Below are 21,711 nucleotides of genomic sequence, written 5' to 3'. Positions count from 1 at the left end.
GTTTCTCCTCAGGCTCAGGAACGTTCGTGAACGTGCAGCGAGACAGCGGTCTCCAGCCGTTGCGCGACGCTCAGGTGGCTGCCGTCGGCGTCGTGCGCGGTCCGCAGCAGGTGGCTGATCCGGTGGCGGTCGGTGACCCTGGCCGCGAGGGCCGTCAGCAGCAGCGTCAGTGACTGTTCGGTGTGCGGGTCGTCCTCCGCCACATGGACCCACCGCTGCAAGGTCTCCAGCGCCTTGTCGGTGTGGGCGCGGTCGCCGAGCACCGCGTGCCACAGCTCGAGCAGAAGCGAGTCGTCGAGGCTGTCGGGGGTGGCCTGCGCGTCCGCGTACCACTTCAGGACGAGCGGATGGTCGGTGCCTTCCTCCGTCTCACGGCAGGCGAGACGGAAGGCCCGTAACGCGTGGTCGTGCAGGGGCGGGTCCTCCTTGACCAGGGGCGCGAGTCTGGCGAGCACCGGGCTGCGGGCGGTGAGCAGCAACAGCTGTGTGGCCTCGGCGAGTTGCTCGACCTCGTCCTCGTCCTCGCTGTCCAGACGCACGGTGTCGAGCAGTGCGTCCAGCGCTTCCTCGGAGTCCGTGGGGCCGAAGAGCCCGTAGACGCGGATGGCGGTCCACCGGCGGCCGGCGTGCTCGCCGGTGCACCAGGTGTGCAGGATCCGGGACACCCCCGGCACCTTCAGAAGCCTGGCCAGGCTCAGGGCGTTGGCGGCGGTCAGCCAGCCGTTGGACGACCGGTCGCCGGCCCATGGCTCGATCAGGTGGGCCATGGCTGACGGCAGGTCGGCCTCGGCGAGGAACGCTGCGGCGGCCGCGGCCCGGGCCCGGACGAGGGGCCGGCCGTCCTTCGCGAGCTGCTGGATCCAGAGCACCAGGGCCGGGCGCGCCGACGGATGCACGTTCCAGACCTCGTGCAGCAGCCGTTGCGCGGTCCGCGCGTCCTGGAACTCGGTCATGTACTGCGGGACCGGGCCCCATTCGGTGACCTCGTCCCGCATACGGCCCACCGCGTGGGCGAGTTCCAGACGTGAGGCGACAGACCTTCCGAAGATGGGGATCCGGGGCGCCTCGCCGGGGTTGGCCGTCAGCTGGAGTTCGGCGAAGAGGCTGTCACCGAGTTCGGCGGCGACCGCGTACGGAGCCTTGTCGAAGACGCCGAGAGAGATGAGGAAAGCCTTGTCGCGCAACTCGTCCCCGCGCTCGGTCTCGCGTTCGGTGAGCCATCCGTTGATCCGGTGCGCCAGCGCCGACTGGGAGAAGGCTGCCAGCGTGTCCGCGTCGAGGTCGCCCCGGTGGTGAGCGGCGAGCTGCTCCGCGAACATCTTGATCTCACCCGGCTGTTGGGTGCGCCCCAGGAATTCGTCGACGGGCGGGAGCCGGCGTAGCGCTTCCCACGCCTCCTCGCCCACCAGGTGCGACACATGGGCGGCGAGCATCTCCTCGACAGGAGGCGGCTCCCACGGCACGCAGGAGACGTCGCCCAGCACGGCCGATGTCTCCACGGTGATCACGAACCGGCCGCCGTGCCGCCGCAGCCTCTCCCGGATGCCCAGCACATGAGGTTCGAGGAGCGGACGGCTGCGGCTGGTCAGCAGGTTGTGCACGAGGAAACCGGGCGAGCTGTCCAGGGCGTCCGGCAGCGCGGCGGGGGCCGTGTTCGGATCGAACGACCGGATGGGGTGGGCGCCCAGCTTCCGCAGGAGCATGAGCGCCGCGGACTGGCGTCCCGTGCCACGGCTTCCGGAGAGGACGATGACGTGCTCGTCGCGGAGCCGCGCCAGCGCCTCCCCGAAGCTGGGTCCGCTCTGGAACACGGCTGCCAGGTCGTCGAGGTGATTCGTGGAGAACAACCCGGAAGCCGAGACGGTGCTACTCGGGCCTTGAGCGCCGAAATTGAAGTTGACGTCGCCCGCGACATGGCCGCCCGCCACGCCGAACTGGTCACGGAGGACGAGGCTGCCCATGAGTTCGGGGACGTGGTCGATGAGATCGCGCCGGGCGGCCCACGCGGGCTGGCGCTGCTCGGGCTCCGGCTCCTCGCCGCGGCCGCCTTCGCCGGTGGCTTCGTCCGCCGGGGCGGAGTCCTTGTCGGGCTTCTCGTTTTCAGGCTTCTCCTGCTTGCCGGGCTTCCAGGGCTTCTCGTTCTTCCCGGGCCGCTCGCCCTTCACCGGCCGCTCGCCCCTGGCCGGCCGCTCGGGCTTGGCGGCGTCAGCGGGGCTCACGCCTGCTCCCCCCGGTTGGTGCCGCGGAAGTCGAAGTTGAGGTCGCCCGTGGCGTGGCCCCCGGCGACTCCGTACTGCGAGCCCATGATCTGAGGGCTGCCTACAGGGGAGTTGGGGCTGTCGTCGATGGCCGGCGCGGGAGGTGCCTTGTCCAGGGCCGGCTCGGGCGACGCCACCCGGTAGAGCCACGCGGTGGTGGGTCCCTCCTTGGCCTCCACGGTGACCTCGTGGAATTCCTCCGGGCGCACACCGAGGTGACCGTGGCGTACGACGCCCTGGTACACGGTGTCGGAGACGCAGAGGACGCTGCTGTCCGCAGAGCCCCGGAGGGCCTCGCGCAGGGGCTCGGCGTCCAGCAGACGGAAGGCGTGGTTGAGGTCCGAGCCGACCCAGCCCTTGTCGTCCACCATGACGAATCCGGCGGCCAGCACGATGCGCAGGCGCATCCGGGCGCTGCTCGCGAGCAGCCGGTTCCTGGCGTGGACCAGCATCGGCGTCTCATTGAGCAGCGCCTTCACCAGCGCCGAGATCGGCACGTTGGCGTCGATGAGTTCGACGACGGAGTCACCGCGGTCGGCACGGAGCCGGGCCGTCTCACTGATGCCCGCGGCGCTGAGAGTGCCGTCCGCCACGTCGTACAGAACCCGCCGCAGAGACGCCTGTTCCACGTCGTCGCGCTTGCCGAACTGTTCGATGTCGAAGAGCAGGATGGTGCGGTGCACGCTGTCGGTCATGGCTGCCTCTCGTCGCTTCGGGTGCTGACCCGGACGACGATGACGGCTCCGGAGGAAGCTTCAGAGGGCCGATGACACGGTCGGACTGTGACCGTGTGCACAGAGCGGCGCGCGGCGCAGGCGGCTCAAGGGGCCTGGGCGGCGCCGATGATGCGGCGTAAGAGGTCCGGGCGTACGACGACGATGCTGCGGCGGCCGGTGACGACGACCTGGCGGTCGCGCAGTTCCTTGAGGAGCCGCGCGACGGCCTCGCGCGAGGCGCCGACGGAACCCGCGAATTCCTGCTGGCTGAGCGGGACCGAGAGCTCGATGCCTTCGTCGGTCCGCGTGCCGTGGGTCCGTACGAGGTCGAGGAGGAGTACGGCGAGCCGCTCGCGGACGGTGAGTGCCGCCCATTCGAGGCGCCGGCGGTCGGTCGAGCGCTGTCGGTCGGTGGCCAGCCCCAGGAGCTTGAGCGCCACCTCAGGGCTGCGGCCCAGGAAATCGGTGAAGCGGCTCTGCTCGATGGCGACGGCCTCGACCTCTTCCAGCGCGGTCACCGTGGCCGACCGGCCGCGTCCGCTGAGGGCCGCGCCCTCGCCGACGATGTCGCCGGGGCCGCGCAGCGCGAGCAGGGCCTCGTAGCCGTTGGCCGCGATGGCGGTGACCTTGGTCCAGCCGCGCAGGAGCAGCAGTACATGGGTGGACGGCTCGTCCTGGCGCATCATGACGCCGCGCGACGGATACCGCAGGGGCCGGCCGATGGCGAGCAGCGCGTCGCGGTCGGGCTTCTCCAGGCGGGCGAGGAACGGCACCCGGTCGTCGAGGCCGTCGTCGCCCCATGCGTGCGTCTGCGTCCTGGCCATCCCGCTGCCCCCGTGTTCACATGCGCCGATGCCGTCGGTCCAGAGGCCTGTCAACGTACTTCAGGTGATCGTCGGGGAAAGCGGCGGAAATCGGCCGCGTGGCTGGGGGCCGGCCGTCCGCAGTCCGTGAAGCCCGGCGTGTCGGGGCTCATCGCATTTGTTTTGACCGAACCCGATGAGGTAGGTACGCTCAGACCTTGTGCCTGGGGTGTGCCTGGGCTCCTGTGCGTGTCGTCAGCCGCTGCGGGAGCCGAGATGGGCCGCCGCAATCTGCGCTCTTCCCGCTTGGCGGCGGGAGTCCACAGTATTCGACACACCCGACCGCGTGGGTCGGGGAACGTTCCAGGTTAGCTTTACTATTCGGCACACAGAAACCGGAGAAGTAGTGCCTACGATCCAGCAGCTGGTCCGGAAGGGCCGGCAGGACAAGGTCGAGAAGAACAAGACGCCCGCACTCGAGGGTTCGCCCCAGCGTCGCGGCGTCTGCACGCGTGTGTTCACGACCACCCCGAAGAAGCCGAACTCGGCCCTCCGTAAGGTCGCGCGTGTGCGTCTGACCAGCGGCATCGAGGTCACGGCCTACATCCCGGGTGAGGGACACAACCTGCAGGAGCACTCCATCGTGCTCGTGCGTGGCGGCCGTGTGAAGGACCTGCCTGGTGTTCGTTACAAGATCATCCGCGGCTCGCTCGACACCCAGGGTGTCAAGAACCGCAAGCAGGCCCGCAGCCGCTACGGCGCCAAGAAGGAGAAGTAAGAATGCCTCGTAAGGGCCCCGCCCCGAAGCGCCCGGTCATCATCGACCCGGTCTACGGTTCTCCTCTGGTGACCTCCCTCATCAACAAGGTGCTGCTGAACGGCAAGCGCTCCACCGCCGAGCGCATCGTGTACGGCGCCATGGAGGGTCTGCGCGAGAAGTCGGGCAACGACCCGGTCATCACGCTGAAGCGCGCGCTGGAGAACATCAAGCCGACCCTCGAGGTCAAGTCCCGCCGTGTCGGTGGCGCCACCTACCAGGTGCCGATCGAGGTCAAGCCCGGTCGCGCCAACACGCTCGCGCTGCGCTGGCTCGTGGGTTACTCCCGCGCCCGCCGTGAGAAGACCATGACCGAGCGCCTCATGAACGAGCTGCTCGACGCCTCGAACGGTCTTGGCGCTGCCGTCAAGAAGCGTGAGGACACCCACAAGATGGCCGAGTCCAACAAGGCCTTCGCGCACTACCGCTGGTAGTCGCAACCCACATCGAGACCGAGAGAAGACTGAGCCGATATGGCTACCACTTCACTTGACCTGGCCAAGGTCCGCAACATCGGGATCATGGCCCACATCGACGCGGGCAAGACGACCACCACCGAGCGCATCCTGTTCTACACCGGTGTGTCGTACAAGATCGGTGAGGTTCACGACGGCGCCGCCACGATGGACTGGATGGAGCAGGAGCAGGAGCGTGGCATCACGATCACCTCTGCTGCCACCACCTGTCACTGGCCGCTGAACGACGTCGACCACACGATCAACATCATCGACACCCCCGGTCACGTGGACTTCACCGTCGAGGTGGAGCGTTCGCTCCGCGTCCTCGACGGTGCCGTGACGGTGTTCGACGGTGTTGCCGGTGTTGAGCCCCAGTCCGAGACCGTCTGGCGTCAGGCGGACCGCTACGGCGTTCCGCGTATCTGCTTCGTCAACAAGCTCGACCGTACGGGCGCCGAGTTCCACCGCTGCGTTGACATGATCGTCAACCGCCTCGGTGCGACCCCGCTCGTCATGCAGCTGCCCATCGGTGCAGAGGCCGACTTCCAGGGTGTCGTCGACCTCGTCACGATGAAGGCGTTCGTCTGGTCCGCCGAGGCGGCCAAGGGCGAGGCGTACGACATCGTCGACATCCCGGCCACGCACACCGAGGCTGCCGAGGAGTACCGCGGCAAGCTGCTCGAGGCCGTCGCGGAGAACGACGAAGAGATGATGGAGCTGTTCCTGGAGGGCACCGAGCCCACCGTGGACCAGCTGTACGCGGCCGTCCGCCGCATCACCATCGCCTCCGGCAAGGGCGGCGACACCACCGTCACCCCCGTGTTCTGCGGCACCGCGTTCAAGAACAAGGGCGTTCAGCCCCTGCTCGACGCCGTCGTGCGTTACCTGCCCTCCCCCCTGGACGTCGAGGCCATCGAGGGCCACGACGTCAAGGACCCGGAGACGGTCGTCAAGCGCAAGCCGTCCGACGAGGAGCCCCTCTCGGCGCTGGCGTTCAAGATCATGAGCGACCCGCACCTCGGCAAGCTCACCTTCGTCCGGGTTTACTCGGGCCGCCTGGAGTCCGGCACCGCCGTGCTGAACTCCGTCAAGGGCAAGAAGGAGCGCATCGGCAAGATCTACCGTATGCACGCGAACAAGCGTGAGGAGATCGAGTCGGTGGGCGCCGGTGACATCGTCGCCGTCATGGGTCTGAAGCAGACCACCACGGGCGAGACGCTCTGTGACGACAAGAGCCCGGTGATCCTGGAGTCCATGGACTTCCCGGCGCCGGTCATCCAGGTCGCCATCGAGCCGAAGTCCAAGGGTGACCAGGAGAAGCTGGGTGTCGCCATCCAGCGTCTCTCGGAGGAGGACCCCTCCTTCCAGGTTCACTCGGACGAGGAGACCGGCCAGACCATCATCGGTGGTATGGGCGAGCTTCACCTCGAGGTGCTCGTCGACCGCATGAAGCGCGAGTTCCGCGTCGAGGCGAACGTCGGCAAGCCGCAGGTCGCTTACCGCGAGACGATCCGTCAGGCCGTCGAGCGTGTGGACTACACCCACAAGAAGCAGACCGGTGGTACGGGTCAGTTCGCCAAGGTGCAGATCGCGATCGAGCCGATCGACTCTGGCGACGCCACCTACGAGTTCGTGAACAAGGTCACCGGTGGCCGCATCCCCCGGGAGTACATCCCGTCGGTGGACGCGGGTGCGCAGGAGGCCATGCAGTTCGGCATCCTGGCCGGCTACGAGATGACGGGCGTCCGCGTCACGCTTCTCGATGGTGCCTACCACGAGGTCGACTCCTCCGAGCTCGCGTTCAAGATCGCCGGTTCGCAGGCCTTCAAGGAGGCCGCGCGCAAGGCCAAGCCCGTGCTGCTCGAGCCGATGATGGCCGTTGAGGTCACCACGCCCGAGGACTACATGGGCGATGTCATCGGCGACATCAACTCCCGCCGTGGCCAGATCCAGGCCATGGAGGAGCGCAGCGGCGCTCGCGTCGTGAAGGGCCTCGTGCCCCTCTCGGAGATGTTCGGCTACGTCGGAGACCTCCGCAGCAAGACGTCGGGTCGCGCAAGCTACTCGATGCAGTTCGACTCCTACGCCGAGGTTCCGCGGAACGTCGCCGAGGAGATCATCGCGAAGGCCAAGGGCGAGTAACCCACCCCGTTACACGCTTTAGGCTTGACTCCGGAGTCACCGGGGCATTCCGGCCCTTCTCGGGCCGGGTGCCCCGGGACCCCGGGCATTCCAGCAAAGATCACCTGGCGCCGATGAAGCAAGGCGTTCAGAACCACTCCACAGGAGGACCCCAGTGGCGAAGGCGAAGTTCGAGCGGACTAAGCCGCACGTCAACATCGGCACCATCGGTCACATCGACCACGGTAAGACGACCCTCACGGCCGCCATTACCAAGGTGCTGCACGACGCGTACCCGGACCTGAACGAGGCCTCGGCCTTCGACCAGATCGACAAGGCTCCTGAGGAGCGCCAGCGCGGTATCACGATCTCGATCGCGCACGTCGAGTACCAGACGGAGACGCGTCACTACGCGCACGTCGACTGCCCCGGTCACGCGGACTACATCAAGAACATGATCACGGGTGCCGCGCAGATGGACGGCGCCATCCTCGTGGTCGCCGCCACCGACGGCCCGATGCCGCAGACCAAGGAGCACGTGCTCCTGGCCCGCCAGGTCGGCGTTCCGTACATCGTCGTCGCCCTGAACAAGGCCGACATGGTGGACGACGAGGAGATCCTGGAGCTCGTCGAGCTCGAGGTCCGTGAGCTCCTCTCCGAGTACGAGTTCCCGGGCGACGACCTGCCGGTCGTCAAGGTCTCGGCGCTCAAGGCGCTCGAGGGCGACAAGGAGTGGGGTCAGTCGATCCTGAACCTCATGGCCGCCGTCGACGAGTCGATCCCGCAGCCCGAGCGCGACGTCGACAAGCCGTTCCTGATGCCGATCGAGGACGTCTTCACGATCACCGGTCGTGGCACCGTCGTCACCGGCCGCATCGAGCGTGGTGTCCTCAAGGTCAACGAGACCGTCGACATCGTCGGTATCAAGGAAGCCAAGACCACCACCACGGTCACCGGCATCGAGATGTTCCGCAAGCTGCTCGACGAGGGCCAGGCCGGTGAGAACGTCGGTCTGCTGCTCCGCGGCATCAAGCGCGAGGACGTCGAGCGCGGCCAGGTCATCATCAAGCCCGGTTCGGTCACGCCGCACACCGAGTTCGAGGCCCAGGCCTACATCCTGTCCAAGGACGAGGGTGGCCGCCACACGCCGTTCTTCAACAACTACCGTCCGCAGTTCTACTTCCGTACGACGGACGTGACCGGCGTTGTGACCCTCCCCGAGGGCACCGAGATGGTCATGCCGGGTGACAACACCGAGATGAAGGTGGAGCTCATCCAGCCCGTCGCCATGGAAGAGGGCCTGAAGTTCGCCATCCGTGAGGGTGGCCGGACCGTGGGCGCCGGCCAGGTCACCAAGATCGTCAAGTAAGTTTTGACGGTTTGACCTGGTAGCTCCAGCGAGCACCTGAAGGGGCCCGTACGACTTCGGTCGTACGGGTCCTTTTCGTTTGGGTGGGGGAGCCGAGTGCGGCCCGCTCATCACCTCCTGCTGGCTCGCCGGATCAGTAGGTGGCGCTGTCGCTGTCTCCCGTCCGCCTCGGCGGACGGCCGGTGAGGTGATCGACGAGCCGGTCGGCGAGCCAGGGTCCACAGGGGACGCTTTCGCCCAGGACGACGATGCGGCCGTCCACGAGCGGGGCCGCGGCGACGACGGCCAGTGTGGCGTTCCGGGAAGCCAGGACCGGAGCGAGCCGGTCGTGCAGCCCGAGCAACTGGACCGCGCCGCGCCGGATCACCTCGCTGTCGACGTGCCAGTCGGGCTCGTCCTCGCAGAACCCGATCAGCTCCGCCAGGAACGTGCCGGTCTGCGCGGGGGCCCAGGTGTCCGGGCCGTTGTGCAGAGCGCCGAGGCGGTCGTCGGCTGCGCCTTGGGCCGGAGGTAGGGCGGCGGCGAGGGCGGGCAGGGCGGTGTCCAGAGGTTGCTGGTCCAGGACGGTGTAGAAAAGCACGCGAGTCATGGCCGCGAGCCCCAGGGCGGCGATCTCGCTGAACGGCTTGAGCTCCCAGCCGGGCTCGTCGCAGGCGCGCTGGACCAGGGTCTCGAACCGGTTCAGCGCGTGCGTCGTCATGTTGGACCGCGGCGCCCGCGGATGCTTCTGGGCTCCTTCGGCCGCCGCTGCGGTTGCCCTCCACGCGAGGTGGTAGGTCTCGCCGAGTGAACGCGAGCCGGCCACCCGGTACGCCGCGTCCTTGAGCCGGGCGGCCTGGTTGTCCGGAACCTCCGGGAGATTCAGCTCGTCGAGGCGGTGGGTGAAGTAGCGGAGGGTCTCCTCGGCAATGAGTTCCGTGGCGAGGGCGAGCAGGTCCGCCTGCTGCGCGGTGGTCAGGCCGGCGGGATCGAGCGCGCCGACGAGGTGACTGTCGAGGAGCTCGGCGGCGGTGCCCATGCTGCTGCCGCAGGGAGCGTAGAAGCGAGCCCGGGACGGGTAGTAGCCGTCACCGAGAGCGGGGTCGGGGAGGCCGTCGAGATCGCCTCCGGCGTCTTGCAGGGCGGCTTCGAAGGACGCGGGTTCCCAGAGGAACGCGTGGTGAGGGCTGTCGGGGTGCACCCGGAGGAGTCCGGCGGTGTGGGCCTCATGAAGTAGGTTGCCGGCGGTCCCGAGGTCGGGGTGCAGCGGGCCGGTCCAGGCGGACAGCGCGGTGAGCGGTGTCGCGGTGTGTGCGTACCGCAGGAACGCGAGAGTACCGAGCATGTGCCGCACCCCCGCCGTGCGGAGCACGCCGGGCAGCGCGGCCTCTCCGTCGAGCTCCAGCGGGTATCGGTCCGCCAGGGCCTCTCGCCGCAGCTGCTCCCAGGACGTGCGGGCCTCCTCGTACGCGGACTGCCTGCGGGCGGCTGCCCTGGCGGCTTCGCGCCTGGTGTTGCGCGCCGGGTCGGTCAGTTGCCGGACGTTCTCCGCGAGCGACGGGGTGCAGTCGGCGCAGGGTGGCGCCACGGCGTCTTCCAGGCAGAGCTGCTGCAGGGTCGTGCGCGATACGAGGCTGAGTGTGCCCCCGCACTCCGGGCACGCGTGACCATCCAGGTAGGCCCGGGTTCCGGCCGCCGCGATCACGTAGTGGCGGCGGCCCCAGCCGGTGGTGTCGATGTCCTTGGTTCTCTCGCTCCACACCGGCAGCCCGGTCTCCGCGTCGAACCCGGCGAGCGACCAGTAGCGCTCGCCGAGTGCTATGAGTTCGGCGTCGGCGCCTTCGCGCGGTTCGATCCGGGGGAACAGGTGCGTCTCTGTAGCCACACGGTCACCCTATGGGGTGGGTCGGGTGGTCGAGTGCCTGAAGTCCCTTGTCCAGATGGGTAGTTCACGCTACTGAGGGATGGTCACCCAGCGCACGACGGCGACTGCCAGAAGGGCCGCGGCAGGGGTCACCCAGGGCCACCTCATGACGCGGCGCACCGAGGGAAGCAGCCACAGCAGGGCGGCCAGGCCGGCGAAGAAGACCGCGGCGAGGCAGCCGGCCTCGATGCCTCGGTAGGCGTCTTCGTCCCCTGGGTATCCCGGTCTCGTCGTCACCGCCATCCAGCAGAACGCGGCCGCGGCCAGCGTGAGCAGGATGAGCGGGACGGCGAGGGCCACGCGCAGGCAGCCGCGGTCTGCGTCGTCCGGGTGCGGGACGGGGTCGCTCATGGGTCCAGGGCCCTCCTTGCGTTGTCGAGGTTGTCGGCGAAGTCTCCCCCGTACCGCTGGGCTTTGTCGGACTGCCAGTAGGGGCCGCCGTTGTACCGCGCGGCCAGCTCCTGCTTCTGTGCCGTGGTCATCTCCTCGGGCGGTACGTCCGCGAAATCGCTCTCCGCCTTCAGCTGGGCCAGGTATTCGGAGGCGATGAAGATGTTCTGCCCCGGGTCCTGGAGGGATTCCTCGACCGTTGCGCGTTGCTGGTCGGTGAGGTGGTCGGGGTCATAGCCGAGGACCTCCGCGCCGCGCCGGACCTGGATCGCGATGGGGCCGAAGGAGGTGTTGTCCGGGTCGCCCCCCAGGCGCCCGGGCAGGCTCTCCGGGGCAATGGGGCTGAGCGGGGAGTCGGCCTGTTCGCGGATCAGGTCGGTGACGTCGTCGCCGATGCCGGGCTGCCCCGCGACCTCCTTCCAGGCGATACCGGCGACCATGTCCGGCGGCAGCCCCGAATTACGGGCCGCCGCGCTGATGGTCTCGCGGTTCGCGGTGATCCACTCGCCGCGTTCTTTGTCGTTCGAGGGCGGGTCCCAGTAGTTGTCGCGCGCGCCGGGCAGATTCGCGACCTGGAGCCGGATGTCGCGCAGCGTCGGGGAGACGAGCCGGTCGCCGGCGATGGGGTAGTAGTCCTGCTTGGGGCCGCTGCCCGGCAGGTGGGTGATCGGGTTGCTGCTCGCCTCGGCGGCCTCTCTGCGCAGCTCGGGTATGGCGTGGACGAGATCGGTGCGGTCCGCGTACGTACGGAACTCCGGCAGCATGTCGTATGCCTGCTTCAGCCGGTGCACGCAGAGGTCGCGGGCCTCCTTCTCGACGGTCAGCGCCAGGTGGAAGTCACCGCCGGCGGCGTCGTGCAGCCGGTTCGCTTCGTCCTTGATGTCGTCGACGTCCATGGTGAGTTCGGCGAAGAAGTCCATGACGCCCGTGGTGGCCCGCATGTCCTCCCACTGGCGCATCGGCTCGGCCTCCTGCGCCTCCCGGGTGATGGCCGTTCCCTTGGTGTGAATGAGGGTGGCGAGGGCCTGCTCGTTGCGCTTGCCGTTGGAGTAGTGAGCCTTGGCCGCTTCGAGCGCGGTGCCGTAGTCGCTCAGTGCCTTGGCCGCTTTGTCGTAGCCGTCGGCGAGCTGGGACAGGAGCTTGCGGGCTTCGCCGAGGCGGGCCTCGTAGTGGGTGCTGCCCTCGCTCTGCCACCGCGTGTGCTTCTCGGCGCGCTCGGCGGACGGGTCGACCGAGGTGAGCAGGGTGTGCAGGCGCTGGAACTCGGCGGCGTTGCGTTCGACCAGCGGCGGGCTGCAGTTCTCCAGGAACTCGACGTCCTTGCGGTGGCTGATGCCGGTGCTCACCGTGCCTCCGGCGAGAGGTAGCGGCCTTCCAGGACCTGCTCGAGGAAGTGTCGCGCGGTGTCGTCCTCGATCTTCGTGAATGTGCCGCCCGCGGCCCTGAGCTTGGTGGAGAGGGCGGCGAACAGGGCGACCGCGTCCAGGTACTGGTCGCCCGCGAAGGAGGCGAAGCGGATCACCTTCGAGGCGACGTCCTCGTGCGATCGGGGGTCGCGGGCCATGGTGGTCAGCTCCGCGTCGGGCCGGCCTTCCTGGAGGAAGCCCGCGATCTCGATCAGCAGGTTCGAATTGCCGTTGATGGACTCGGTTTTGGCGATCAGCTTGCCGGGCGCCGGGCCGGTCGGGCCGGAACTGCCGGCGTCGGCGGGCAGCTGGTTCAGTCGCATTCCCGTCGAACGGCGCTCCAGGGCCGCGGCCTTTAACTCTGCCCACTCCTCGTCGAATGACATATGGATCCCCCTTGTGTCCGCCCCGTGACGGACTCTCAGTCGATCCTGCCAGCGGCGCTCCGAGCTGAGGAGTGCGCGTTCGGTCACCCTTTCGTCGCAGGGTGTGTACCGCAGGTCAGGCTTTCGCCTCGGTCGGGCGCCACAGCCAGGGGTGGGCGCCGGGGGACAGGCCCGCGAGCGTGAGGCCGTGGGCGTCGACCGTGAGGGTCGGGGTGTCGATGGGGGCCGGGAGGTCTGCGGGGTGGGTGAGCCGGCCCGCGTGCAGGAGCTGGACGCGGCCGTCCGTGGCGCGGCCCAGGAGGTAGCCGTCGGCAGCGGTCACCGGGCCGTAACCGGGGAAGTTGACCGGGGGGCTGACGGGCAGGCCGCCGTTTCGGGCGTCGAGGGAGAGCAACTGGTCGGAGGCGGGCGGCCGGTAGTAGAGGTGGCCGTCTGCCGCGGCTATCGAGCCCGCGGGCGTGGGCAGGCCGGTGAGTGGGGACGGGCCGTTCGGGGTCCAGTGGTGGACCGTGTCGCGGCCCGGGGCGTAGACGTGGACGTCGCCGTCCTCGCCCACGACCGCGGTCAGCCCGTCCTGTACGGGCCCGCCGCCGAGGCGGCGCCATGGGGACCAGCGTCCGTCTTGGCCGCGTATGCGCGTGCTGATGCCTTGTTCCGCGTCGCGTACGAAGAGGTGGACGCGGGCGTCGGGGGTCGTGACGGCGACGGGTGTGCCGATCCGGCGGCCCCTTACGGGATCGGTCTCCGGGTTGCCGAGGCTCGTCCATGCCCTGAACTTCCCACCGGGCGTGCGCTGTTCGAGGAGCGCGATCTCGCGGGCGTCGGAGCCGCCGCGCCCGTCTAGGGCCGTGAGTCGCAGGCCGAACAGCAGGTGCCGACCGTCGGGGAGGGCTGCGGACCCGAGGGCCGGGGCGAGCGGGCCGCCGCCCAGGTCCGTCGGCCGGCCGAAGACACCTTCCGTGGTCTCACGCCAGCGCACCGCGCGCAGGCCGAGTACTCCGTAGCCGGTCAGGGTGCCGTCGGGCTCGTGGGCCAGGGCTATGCGTGGGCCCGGGTAGCGGTAGTGGGTGGAGCGGACCCAGCCCTTGCGGTTGGTGAGGGGGCGGTCGCCGCCGACGTTGTAGTCGCCGCAGCCGGACGGGTTGCCGCACTGCCAGTTCGGGGCTGCCCCGTAGGGGACGAGTGCCTCGGCCTTGGCGTGCAGCACGGCTTCGGGGAGGTTGTCCGGCCAGTGGTGGTTGTAGTAACCGCGGAAGGCGGTCACCGCGAACGGGGGTGGCCCGCCGGCCGAGCTCCCCGCCCAGCGGATCAGCGCCGCCCAGGTGAACGAGGCCACCGCCGTGTGGTCGGCATGGTCGGAGTAACCGGCCTGCTCACTGTCACGGATGCGCGTGCGCAGATCGCTGTGCTGGATGTCCGGGTCGGGGTCGAGGGTGTGCACGAGGGTGGGCCGGTACCGCTCGAAGAGGGCCACAAGTACGTCGACCAGTCCGCCGTAGTCGTACGTCTGTGTCCGGCGCAGTGGTGACCCGGCGACGGCGACCGTGCTCAGCGCGAGACCGGGTTCCCGCCACAGGGCCGGGGCGCCCATGTGGCCGGCCGGTGTGTGCATCGCGAGGTCGAGGAACACGAGTTCGACGCGGCGCCCGCCGCGCTCCAGGGTGTTCACCTCGGCCTGGTGGCCGCCCGCGAGTGTGGTGACCTCGGTGCGCCAGCGGGTGAAGACGGGCAGGCCGAGCTGGGCCGCGTAGGACTGGCGGAGCCCCTGGTGACGGGCGGAGGCGTACGCGGATTTGTCGGCCGGGGGGTGTGGCTGACCTGGGATCTTGTTGACGCCGTCGGCCTCGCCGGCGGTGACGTACACGCACACCAGCGGGACGCCGGCGGCGAGGGCCTGCGCGGTGTCCGGGTTCATGAAGTACAGGTCGTCGTCGGGGTGGGCGAGGACCTGGAGCAGGAGCGCGTGCGCTCCCTCGGCGGCGGGGCGGCCGGAGGCGGGGGAGGGGGCGGTGGTGCGGGGTGGGGGTGCGGTGGTCGTACGGCTGAGGACGGTTGCCGTGGCGGCGGTCGCAGCGAGGGTGGCAGCGGAGCCGATGAGTACGGCCCGCCGCGTCGGGCGGCGCCCGGCACTCCGTATTCGACCGTCGCCGCCGCCGTCGCCGTTCCTGGTCTGAGCAGGTTCATGCCCCACGAGCCCGTCCTCCGTCCGCCGCCGCTCGCAGCGGTCGGAATGGGCGCTGCTTCTCGGTCCTTCAACCGGAAAGAGGCTTGTCAGGGGGGGCAGGTTCCGTAGGTGGTCATGTTCTGTTCACGTGGAGTGGGGGGACTGGTGGGGGTCAGCGGGGGTGTGCAACCGGGGCAGCAGCCGGGTTCGGCGGCCGGTCACGGATCCGAAGCAAGAGCAGCTACAGCAGCAGTGGTGACGGCAACGACTGCGTCGAGGTCGCCACCATGCCCGGCGTGGTCCACGTACGCGACTCGAAGAACGCCGACGGTCCCCGCTTCGCCGTACGCGAGGTCGCCTGGTCGGACTTCGTGACGTACGCGACAGGCAGCTGACCTGACCTGACCTGACCTGCAGCGCATTGCGCGTCCGTGGTGACCGTTTGACCCCCGCTTGAATCGCCTCCCCTAGTGTCGTGAGTCGCACGCGCGAACGACGGGGGGATGCGTCGCATGGGTGACGGCAAAGACGACGGCAAGGTGCTCGACATCAAGACCGCGGACATCAAGGCCTCCGCGCCGGTGTTCCACGAGCAGGCCAAGAACCTCAGCAAGGCACTGACCACCCTCGTCACCACCCTGGACAACCTGGGCAAGCCCTGGGGCGACGACAAGCAGGGCAAGGAATTCGGGGACGCCTACTCGCCGCAGCAGAAGAAGATCGAGAGCTCGGCGGGGATCCTGGTCCTGGGCCTGACCAGCATCCACGAGGCGCTGGTCGACCTGTCCGACGGGCACGTCGACAACGACGACCTCATCGCCGGGATGTTCACCAAGGTGAAGCCTCCGAAGAAGGACGGCGACAGCGAGGGCTCCCGGTGAGCATCGAGGACGAGGCCAAGAAGATCCTCCTTCACCTGGGCCTGTGGTGGCCGGACGCGGACTCCGATTCCCTGCGCTCGGCAGCCACGGCGTGGCGGACGTTCGCCGACGCCGTCGACGACGTACGCGCACCGGTGCACAAGAGCGCGTCCTCCCTCATCCATCACAACAAGGGTGAGTCGATCGACGCGTTCGAGAAGTTCTGGGGAAAGTACGCCAAGGGCCAGGACGCGGGCTGGCTGAGCGACCTGGCCGAAGCGGCGCGGGGCATGGCGAAGGCGCTGGACAAGTTCGCGGACGCCATCGACGACGCGATCAACAAACTCTGGACGCAGATCGGCATCGACGCGGCCGTGATCGCCGGCGGCATCGCGCTGTCCTTCGTCACCGCGGGCCTGGCCTCGGGCGCGGCCGTCGCCGCCGCCGACATCATCATCGAACTCGGCGCCACCATGGGCGTCGCGGTCTCGACCACGGTCGCGGAGATCGCCGCCGGCACCCTGATCGCGGCCGCGTTCGGCGGGGTCGAGTCGGTCACCGTCGACGCCGCCATCGCCCAGCCGCTGAAGATGATCACGGGCCTGCAGAAGGGCTTCAGCCTCGACGAGGTCAACCAGGCGGCCACGGACGGCATGATCTACGGCGGTGCGTTCGGTGCGGGCAGCGGCGTTCTGAAGGCGGGTGCGGAAGGGGCGTTCTCCAGCAGCACGCCACTGATGCTGCGCCCGCCGTCCCTGCGGCCCGACCTCGTGGAGCTGGGGCCGGCCGCCCGTAACGCGGAGCGCACCCCGTGCGTGGGCGAGCCGATCGACGTGGCGACCGGCGCGATGCTGATGACGCAGACGGACCTGACGCTGCCGGCTTCCCTCCCGCTCCTCTTCCAGCGCACGCACCTGTCGTCGTACCGCGGGGGAGTGTGCTTCGGCCCGACCTGGATATCGACGCTCGACGAGTGCGTACAGATCGACGGCGAGGGCGTCGTGTTCGCGGCGGCGGACGGTATGAGGCTGGTCTATCCGGTCCCGGAACCGGATGTGCCCGCACTTCCCGTCAAGGGTGCGCGCTGGCCGCTGGAGTGGGACGGCAAGCCGGACGGCGTGATGACGATCACCGACCCGGACACGGGAGTCACCCGCACCTTCAGCACGCCTCTTCCGTCCGGTTCGTTCGGCGTGTTCCACCTGCCGGTGGACTCGTGGAGCGACCGCAACGGGATGCGCATCGACGTGGAGCGTGACGATCAGGGCATCCCCGTGGGGCTGCGCCACTCCGGTGGCTACTACGTCGCCGTGGACACGGACGGCCCCCGCATCACGTCCCTGCGCCTGCTCGACCAGGCCCCGGACGCGTACGCCGCCGACGCCTCCCGCGAGGGCGGCACGACCGTCATGAGCTACGGCTACGACGAGGCGGGCAACCTCACCGAGGTCATCAACTCCAGCGACCTGCCCCTGCGGTTCGATTACGACGACCAGGGCCGCATCACCAAGTGGACCGACCGCAACGGGACTTGGTTCTCGTACGAGTACGACACCCGTGGCCGGGTAACCCGCACGGAGGGCGTCGACGGCGTCCTCTCCGGGAGCCTGACCTACGACGACGCGACCCGCACCACGACGTACACGGACTCCCTGGGCCACATCTCCACCCACCGCTACAACGCGGAGGGCCTGGTAGAGGAAGAGACCGACCAGCTCGGCCACACGACCCGCACCCAGTGGGACGAACGCGGCGACAAGCCCCTCGCGGTCACTGATCCTCTGGGGCGTACGTCCCGATACCGGTACGACGGCGACGGGAATCTCACCGAGGTCACACTGCCGGACGGATCGACGGCCCGGGCGACGTACAACAGGTACGGGCAGCCGGTCGAGGTCGTGGAGCCCGGCGGGGCGACCTGGCGCCACACCTATGACGAACGCGGCAACCTGCACACCACGCTCGATCCGCTCGATGCCGAAACCCGCATCTCCTACAACGAGTCGGGTCATCCGACCTCCGTCACGGACGCACTGGGACACGCGCGAAGCGTGACGCCGAACGCGGCCGGACTGCCTGTCGCCGTGACCGATGAGCTCGGCCACGTCACGACGGTGCGCCGGGACGCTTTCGGCCGGGTGGCGGAAGCCACCGACCCCCTGGGCCACACCACCCGCACGGGCTGGACGACGGAGGGCAAGCCCGAGTGGCGCGAGCACCCCGACGGCACCCGCGAGACCTGGTCGTGGGACGGCGAGGGCAACCTCCTCACCCACACCGACCAGGCAGGCAACGTCACCCGCCACACACCCACCCACTTCGACGTCCCCGCCACCCGAGTCGACCCCGACGGCACGACGTACGCCTTCGCATACGACACCGAACGACGGCTCACAGGCGTCACCAACCCACAGGGTCTGACCTGGTCGTACAGCTACGACCAGGCCGGGCGGCTGGCCGCGGAGACCGACTTCAACGGCCGCACCCTGACCTATACGCATGACTCAGCCGGCGGCCTGACATCGCGCACGAACGGCGCCGGCGAGACCCTGCGCTTCACGCGCGACGCGCTCGGCAGGGTGACCGAGCAGCACGCCGACACGGGCGAGGTGACGACGTACGAATACGGTGCGACGGGCGAGCTGATCCGTGCCGTGAACGCAGATGCGGAGATCATCACCGCATACGACGCACTTGGCCGCACGCTGTCGGAGACGGTCAACGGACGGGCGACGACCTACACCTATGACGCGCTAGGCCGCCGAACCCGACGCACGACGCCGTCCGGCCTCACCTCGAACTGGACGTACGACCCGGCGGGCCGGGCCACGGAGCTCCGCTCTGACGCCGGGACGCTGACCTTCGCCTACGACGCGGCAGGCCGCGAGACGCACCGCCGCATCGGCGACGGGGTGACCCTCACCCAGACCTGGGACACGACGAACCGCCTCACCACGCAGTCCCTGACGTCATCACAGAGCGGCGGAGAGGCAGACCGCCTCCTCCAGCACCGCGACTATGCCTACCGCGCGGACGGCTACCTCACCGAGATACGTGAACTCACCTCGGGAACGAGGAAGTTCGACCTGGACCCGACGGGCCGGGTCACGGGCGTACGTGCCTACGGCTGGACCGAGACGTACGCCTACGACACAACGGGCAACCTCACCCACGCCACCGCCCCTGCCCACGAGACGCCCGGAGATCGCGAGTTCGAGGGCACCCTCATCCGTCGCGCGGGCACCACCAGGTACGAACATGATGCGCAGGGGCGGCTAGTCCGCAAGACGTGCAAGCTGCTCAACGGCCAGCGGCGGACCTGGACGTACACCTGGAACGCTGAGGACCGGCTCACCGATGCGATCACCCCGGACGGCGAGCGTTGGCGCTATGCGTACGACGCCCTGGGCCGGCGCATATCCAAGTCTCTTCTGAACGATGACGGTTCAGAGGCATCTCGTACTGACTTTGCCTGGGACGACACCCGTCTTGCAGAGCAGACAGCACCCGACGGTCGTGCCATTACGTGGGACTACGCCCCGGGCACCCACCGGCCCGTTACCCAGACCGACCATCGGCCGGCGCGGCACACCCCGGGAACGTCCTTCCTCGCCAAGCTGGCGGAGGACACATCGGCCGACCACACCACCCGCCTCCACGCGATCATCACGGACGCCTCGGGCGCACCCGCCGAACTCGTCACCGGTGAAGGGGGCGTGGCCTGGCAGCGACGCGCCACCTTGTGGGGCACTCACTTTCCCGCCCCGGCGGACGAAGGTGCGACGACCGTGGACTGCCCACTTCGTTTCCGGGGCCAGTACGCAGACTCCGAGACCGGGCTGCACTACAACTACTTCCGCTATTACGACCCCCGAACGGCTCGGTACATCAGCCCGGACCCGTTGGGCCTGGCACCGGCGGACAACCAGCATGCGTATGTGAGCACGCCCCTGACCGTGTGCGATCCTCTGGGACTCGCTCCGTGTGTGGACGCACTCTCGAAAACTGGCCAGCGTCCAGCGAAGGGGAAGCTCACCCATGCGGGACGCGAATATCAGAAGCATATGAATCGCGGAGACTTGGACGTCGTGCCAGGTAAGCAACTGGACTCGTCCGGTCAGGATCTCCTTGATGATATCCTCACCAATCCCAATGCTACACAGGTCCCCGTGAATTCTGGAAACTTCGCGGGTGGCACGCGTTACATCATGCCTGACCCCGCAGGTGGACGAGGGTTCGGCGCAACATTTGATTCCAGTGGAAATTTCCAGTACTTCGGACGGTACTAGTGAAGAGAGTTATCAAGCCCTGGCTGGGGCAGACACGCTTGGCAGGGGAGCTGGCGGAGTTTGAGGCGCAGTTGTCAGGAGTGGGCGTGGCAGCGGTCCGCTACGGAGTGCTCGCCGGAGAATCTTGGCCCGAAGAGCACAGGTCCGTGGGCGCCCATGAAGTCGACATGGCTGTCGAACTCGGCATGAGTGACAACTCCACACTGGCTGTCTATTGGGACATGGACGGCCTCAATGAAGGATTGACGATTGAAATGCGCCCCGCCAAGGCGGCTTCTTCCCCTCCCGTCGAAACGGTGGATGTGAGCAACCGGTCCGAATGGACGGATTACCTGGGCTCATCGATCAGCAGCATCAGCCCTGCCTGGCACATTCCCAACGAAGGGTGCCCGCAGATGCCATGGGCTTACCGATTCGACTTCTCCAACGGTCGGAATTTCGTGATTGCTCTCGGGGAATCGCAAGGGGCTGGATTTACCTATATGCCGGACTCCCTGCTGGTCCTCTTCAGTGACTCAATGGCGGCGGAGTACAGAATCCCCGCCAGTCGCACTTCGGCACTGGGGGAAGACTAGAAGTGAATTCCAACTGGGTGTCCGAACTCGCCGCAGGAGTGAACGGTCCGTCCCCCGTCGCCCTCGCCGTCTTCCTTCTCGCCGGGCTCGTCTGCGTCTGGGCCGGGCTGAACTGGGCGTTCGACGTACGCGGCATCACGACTCGCCGTTCTGAGCGGATCCGGCGGAAGACCGCGGACAGGTGGGCGGCGCTGGGGCACCTCGAGGGTTCCCCGACCATCTTCGGGACCGTGGGGTATCTGAGGTTCCTGGGCGCGCTCATGACGCTCGCCGGCCTGGTGCTGCTGCTCGTGACGTACGTCCTGTGGCACCTCAACTGACCATGGAATTCGTCAAGGTGGAGTGGGACTCCAGCGGAGTCAAACTGGATCCGAGGGCGTATCTCGCCGAGCTTCCCCGGCTCGAGGCGCTGCTGCCACCCGGGGCCTGGGCCTATGTCTCCGACATTGAGCACTACTCCCCGCCCCTGAGCAGGTCCGTCAAGGATCTGGAGCTGACCGGCATTGATGTGGCCACGGACAAGAGCGGCAGTCTGACGCTGAGCTTCGCGCCCAACCGGTGGAAGCATGACCGGGGGCTTCGTATTCGGTACGCGGGTGTGTCGCACTTCTCCATCGACTACGACGCGGAGGCTGACCGGATGCGAGTCGACACGGTCCTGCTGGATGAGGTGCTCCCGCGCGAGAGCGGCGGATGTCTGCATGAGATCGAGCTGACCGGCGCATCGATCGTTGTCCATTGCAGCGACCTGGAGGCGGTCTGGGTCAGCCCCTGACTCAGCCCTCCCGTCAGCCCCTATGACCCACGCCACACACCCCCACGCCCCCCGGTTTGACCTGGGTCACTCCCCGGGTACTCTCTACGGCTTCGATTGGCCAGGGGCCGTCGCGCTGTGGCAGACTGTCGGGGTTGCTCGGTTGAGTGCCGATGCTGCGCGCCTCCCGCCGGGAGGACCGGAAGCGAGTCCCACAGTACTCGTCGCCCCATCTGCCGAACGGTTGTAAGACCGCCGGCAGCGCTAGGGCGGACGTACGGGAATCTTCCGGGAAGTGCAGTGGGGTGCCTCAGCCAGGCGCCCGGTGGGTTTCTTCCCCCGGCTTCGCGGTCCCAGCGGCCGCAGTCCCTCGCAGGGAATCCGTAAGGAAATTTCTGCAGTGCGACTGCGACACGCCCGACCGCGTGGGTCGGAGGAGGGC

At 68.4% G+C, this 21,711-nt stretch carries 18 protein-coding genes; 10 read left to right on the top strand and 8 right to left on the bottom strand.

Annotated features, from left to right (window positions below):
- Positions 1 to 14: 14 nt before the first annotated feature.
- The 3 genes from ABZ893_RS25020 to ABZ893_RS25010 all read right to left on the bottom strand — a co-directional run bounded on the left by ABZ893_RS25020 (position 15) and on the right by ABZ893_RS25010 (position 3,798).
- Positions 15 to 2,219, bottom strand: coding sequence for a hypothetical protein (locus ABZ893_RS25020; RefSeq protein ID WP_361407465.1), 2,205 nt, complete (start codon positions 2,217 to 2,219; stop codon positions 15 to 17).
- A complete protein-coding gene (locus tag ABZ893_RS25015; RefSeq protein ID WP_361407463.1) occupies positions 2,216 to 2,953 on the bottom strand; it encodes a hypothetical protein in 738 nt (245 codons plus the stop codon). Before ABZ893_RS25015 ends, ABZ893_RS25020 begins: the two co-directional genes overlap by 4 nt.
- 125 nt (positions 2,954 to 3,078) lie before the next feature.
- Positions 3,079 to 3,798, bottom strand: coding sequence for a Crp/Fnr family transcriptional regulator (locus tag ABZ893_RS25010; protein WP_361407461.1), 720 nt, complete (start codon positions 3,796 to 3,798; stop codon positions 3,079 to 3,081).
- A 385-nt stretch (positions 3,799 to 4,183) separates the two neighbouring features.
- Here ABZ893_RS25010 and rpsL point away from each other — a divergent pair, with 385 nt between their 5' ends.
- From rpsL to tuf, 4 genes are all read left to right on the top strand, one after another.
- Positions 4,184 to 4,555, top strand: a complete 372-nt coding sequence (gene rpsL / locus ABZ893_RS25005) for a 30S ribosomal protein S12 (RefSeq protein ID WP_003948652.1) — start codon at positions 4,184 to 4,186, stop codon at positions 4,553 to 4,555.
- Positions 4,556 to 4,557: 2 nt separating this feature from the next.
- Complete coding sequence (gene rpsG, locus ABZ893_RS25000; RefSeq protein WP_116511074.1) at positions 4,558 to 5,028, top strand: 30S ribosomal protein S7; 471 nt, start codon at positions 4,558 to 4,560, stop codon at positions 5,026 to 5,028.
- Positions 5,029 to 5,067: 39 nt separating this feature from the next.
- Positions 5,068 to 7,194, top strand: a complete 2,127-nt coding sequence (gene fusA, locus ABZ893_RS24995) for an elongation factor G (protein ID WP_361407459.1) — start codon at positions 5,068 to 5,070, stop codon at positions 7,192 to 7,194.
- A gap of 154 nt (positions 7,195 to 7,348) precedes the next feature.
- Positions 7,349 to 8,542: an elongation factor Tu gene (tuf, locus tag ABZ893_RS24990; RefSeq protein ID WP_361407458.1), complete on the top strand. Its 1,194-nt coding sequence runs from the start codon at positions 7,349 to 7,351 to the stop codon at positions 8,540 to 8,542.
- A gap of 133 nt (positions 8,543 to 8,675) precedes the next feature.
- Here the strand turns inward: tuf and ABZ893_RS24985 are convergent, their stop codons facing one another.
- The 5 genes from ABZ893_RS24985 to ABZ893_RS24965 form a co-directional block, all read right to left on the bottom strand.
- Entirely contained in the window at positions 8,676 to 10,406 is a 1,731-nt protein-coding gene (locus tag ABZ893_RS24985; protein WP_361407457.1) for a hypothetical protein, read from the bottom strand.
- A 69-nt stretch (positions 10,407 to 10,475) separates the two neighbouring features.
- Entirely contained in the window at positions 10,476 to 10,796 is a 321-nt protein-coding gene (locus ABZ893_RS24980; protein WP_361407455.1) for a hypothetical protein, read from the bottom strand.
- A complete protein-coding gene (locus tag ABZ893_RS24975) occupies positions 10,793 to 12,181 on the bottom strand; it encodes a hypothetical protein (RefSeq protein WP_361407454.1) in 1,389 nt (462 codons plus the stop codon). The genes ABZ893_RS24980 and ABZ893_RS24975 overlap by 4 nt, the downstream gene beginning before the upstream one ends.
- Positions 12,178 to 12,627 (bottom strand): hypothetical protein, encoded by a 450-nt coding sequence (locus tag ABZ893_RS24970; RefSeq protein WP_361407453.1) that lies wholly within the window; start codon positions 12,625 to 12,627, stop codon positions 12,178 to 12,180. The genes ABZ893_RS24975 and ABZ893_RS24970 overlap by 4 nt, the downstream gene beginning before the upstream one ends.
- A gap of 115 nt (positions 12,628 to 12,742) precedes the next feature.
- A complete protein-coding gene (locus tag ABZ893_RS24965; protein ID WP_361407795.1) occupies positions 12,743 to 14,764 on the bottom strand; it encodes a PIG-L family deacetylase in 2,022 nt (673 codons plus the stop codon).
- A 251-nt stretch (positions 14,765 to 15,015) separates the two neighbouring features.
- On the opposite strand from ABZ893_RS24965, the gene ABZ893_RS24960 reads away from it, so the two are divergent.
- From ABZ893_RS24960 to ABZ893_RS24935, 6 genes are all read left to right on the top strand, one after another.
- Positions 15,016 to 15,186: a DUF397 domain-containing protein gene (locus tag ABZ893_RS24960; RefSeq protein WP_361407793.1), complete on the top strand. Its 171-nt coding sequence runs from the start codon at positions 15,016 to 15,018 to the stop codon at positions 15,184 to 15,186.
- Between the two features lie 117 nt (positions 15,187 to 15,303).
- Positions 15,304 to 15,672, top strand: coding sequence for a hypothetical protein (locus ABZ893_RS24955; protein ID WP_361407451.1), 369 nt, complete (start codon positions 15,304 to 15,306; stop codon positions 15,670 to 15,672).
- On the top strand, positions 15,669 to 19,940 hold the full coding sequence (locus tag ABZ893_RS24950; protein WP_361407449.1) for a DUF6531 domain-containing protein: 4,272 nt from the start codon (positions 15,669 to 15,671) through the stop codon (positions 19,938 to 19,940). The genes ABZ893_RS24955 and ABZ893_RS24950 overlap by 4 nt, the downstream gene beginning before the upstream one ends.
- Positions 19,941 to 20,107: 167 nt before the next feature.
- Positions 20,108 to 20,515 (top strand): hypothetical protein, encoded by a 408-nt coding sequence (locus ABZ893_RS24945; protein ID WP_361407447.1) that lies wholly within the window; start codon positions 20,108 to 20,110, stop codon positions 20,513 to 20,515.
- Positions 20,516 to 20,517: 2 nt separating this feature from the next.
- Entirely contained in the window at positions 20,518 to 20,835 is a 318-nt protein-coding gene (locus tag ABZ893_RS24940) for a hypothetical protein (protein ID WP_361407445.1), read from the top strand.
- A gap of 2 nt (positions 20,836 to 20,837) precedes the next feature.
- Complete coding sequence (locus tag ABZ893_RS24935) at positions 20,838 to 21,290, top strand: hypothetical protein (protein WP_361407443.1); 453 nt, start codon at positions 20,838 to 20,840, stop codon at positions 21,288 to 21,290.
- The last annotated feature ends 421 nt before the right edge of the window (positions 21,291 to 21,711 follow it).

The sequence above is a fragment of the Streptomyces sp. NPDC046821 genome (assembly GCF_040645335.1).
In the GTDB taxonomy this organism is placed as follows: Bacteria; Actinomycetota; Actinomycetes; order Streptomycetales; family Streptomycetaceae; genus Streptomyces.
The sequence above is the reverse complement of the archived record's forward strand: the minus strand, read 5'-3'. Positions and strand labels throughout refer to the sequence as shown.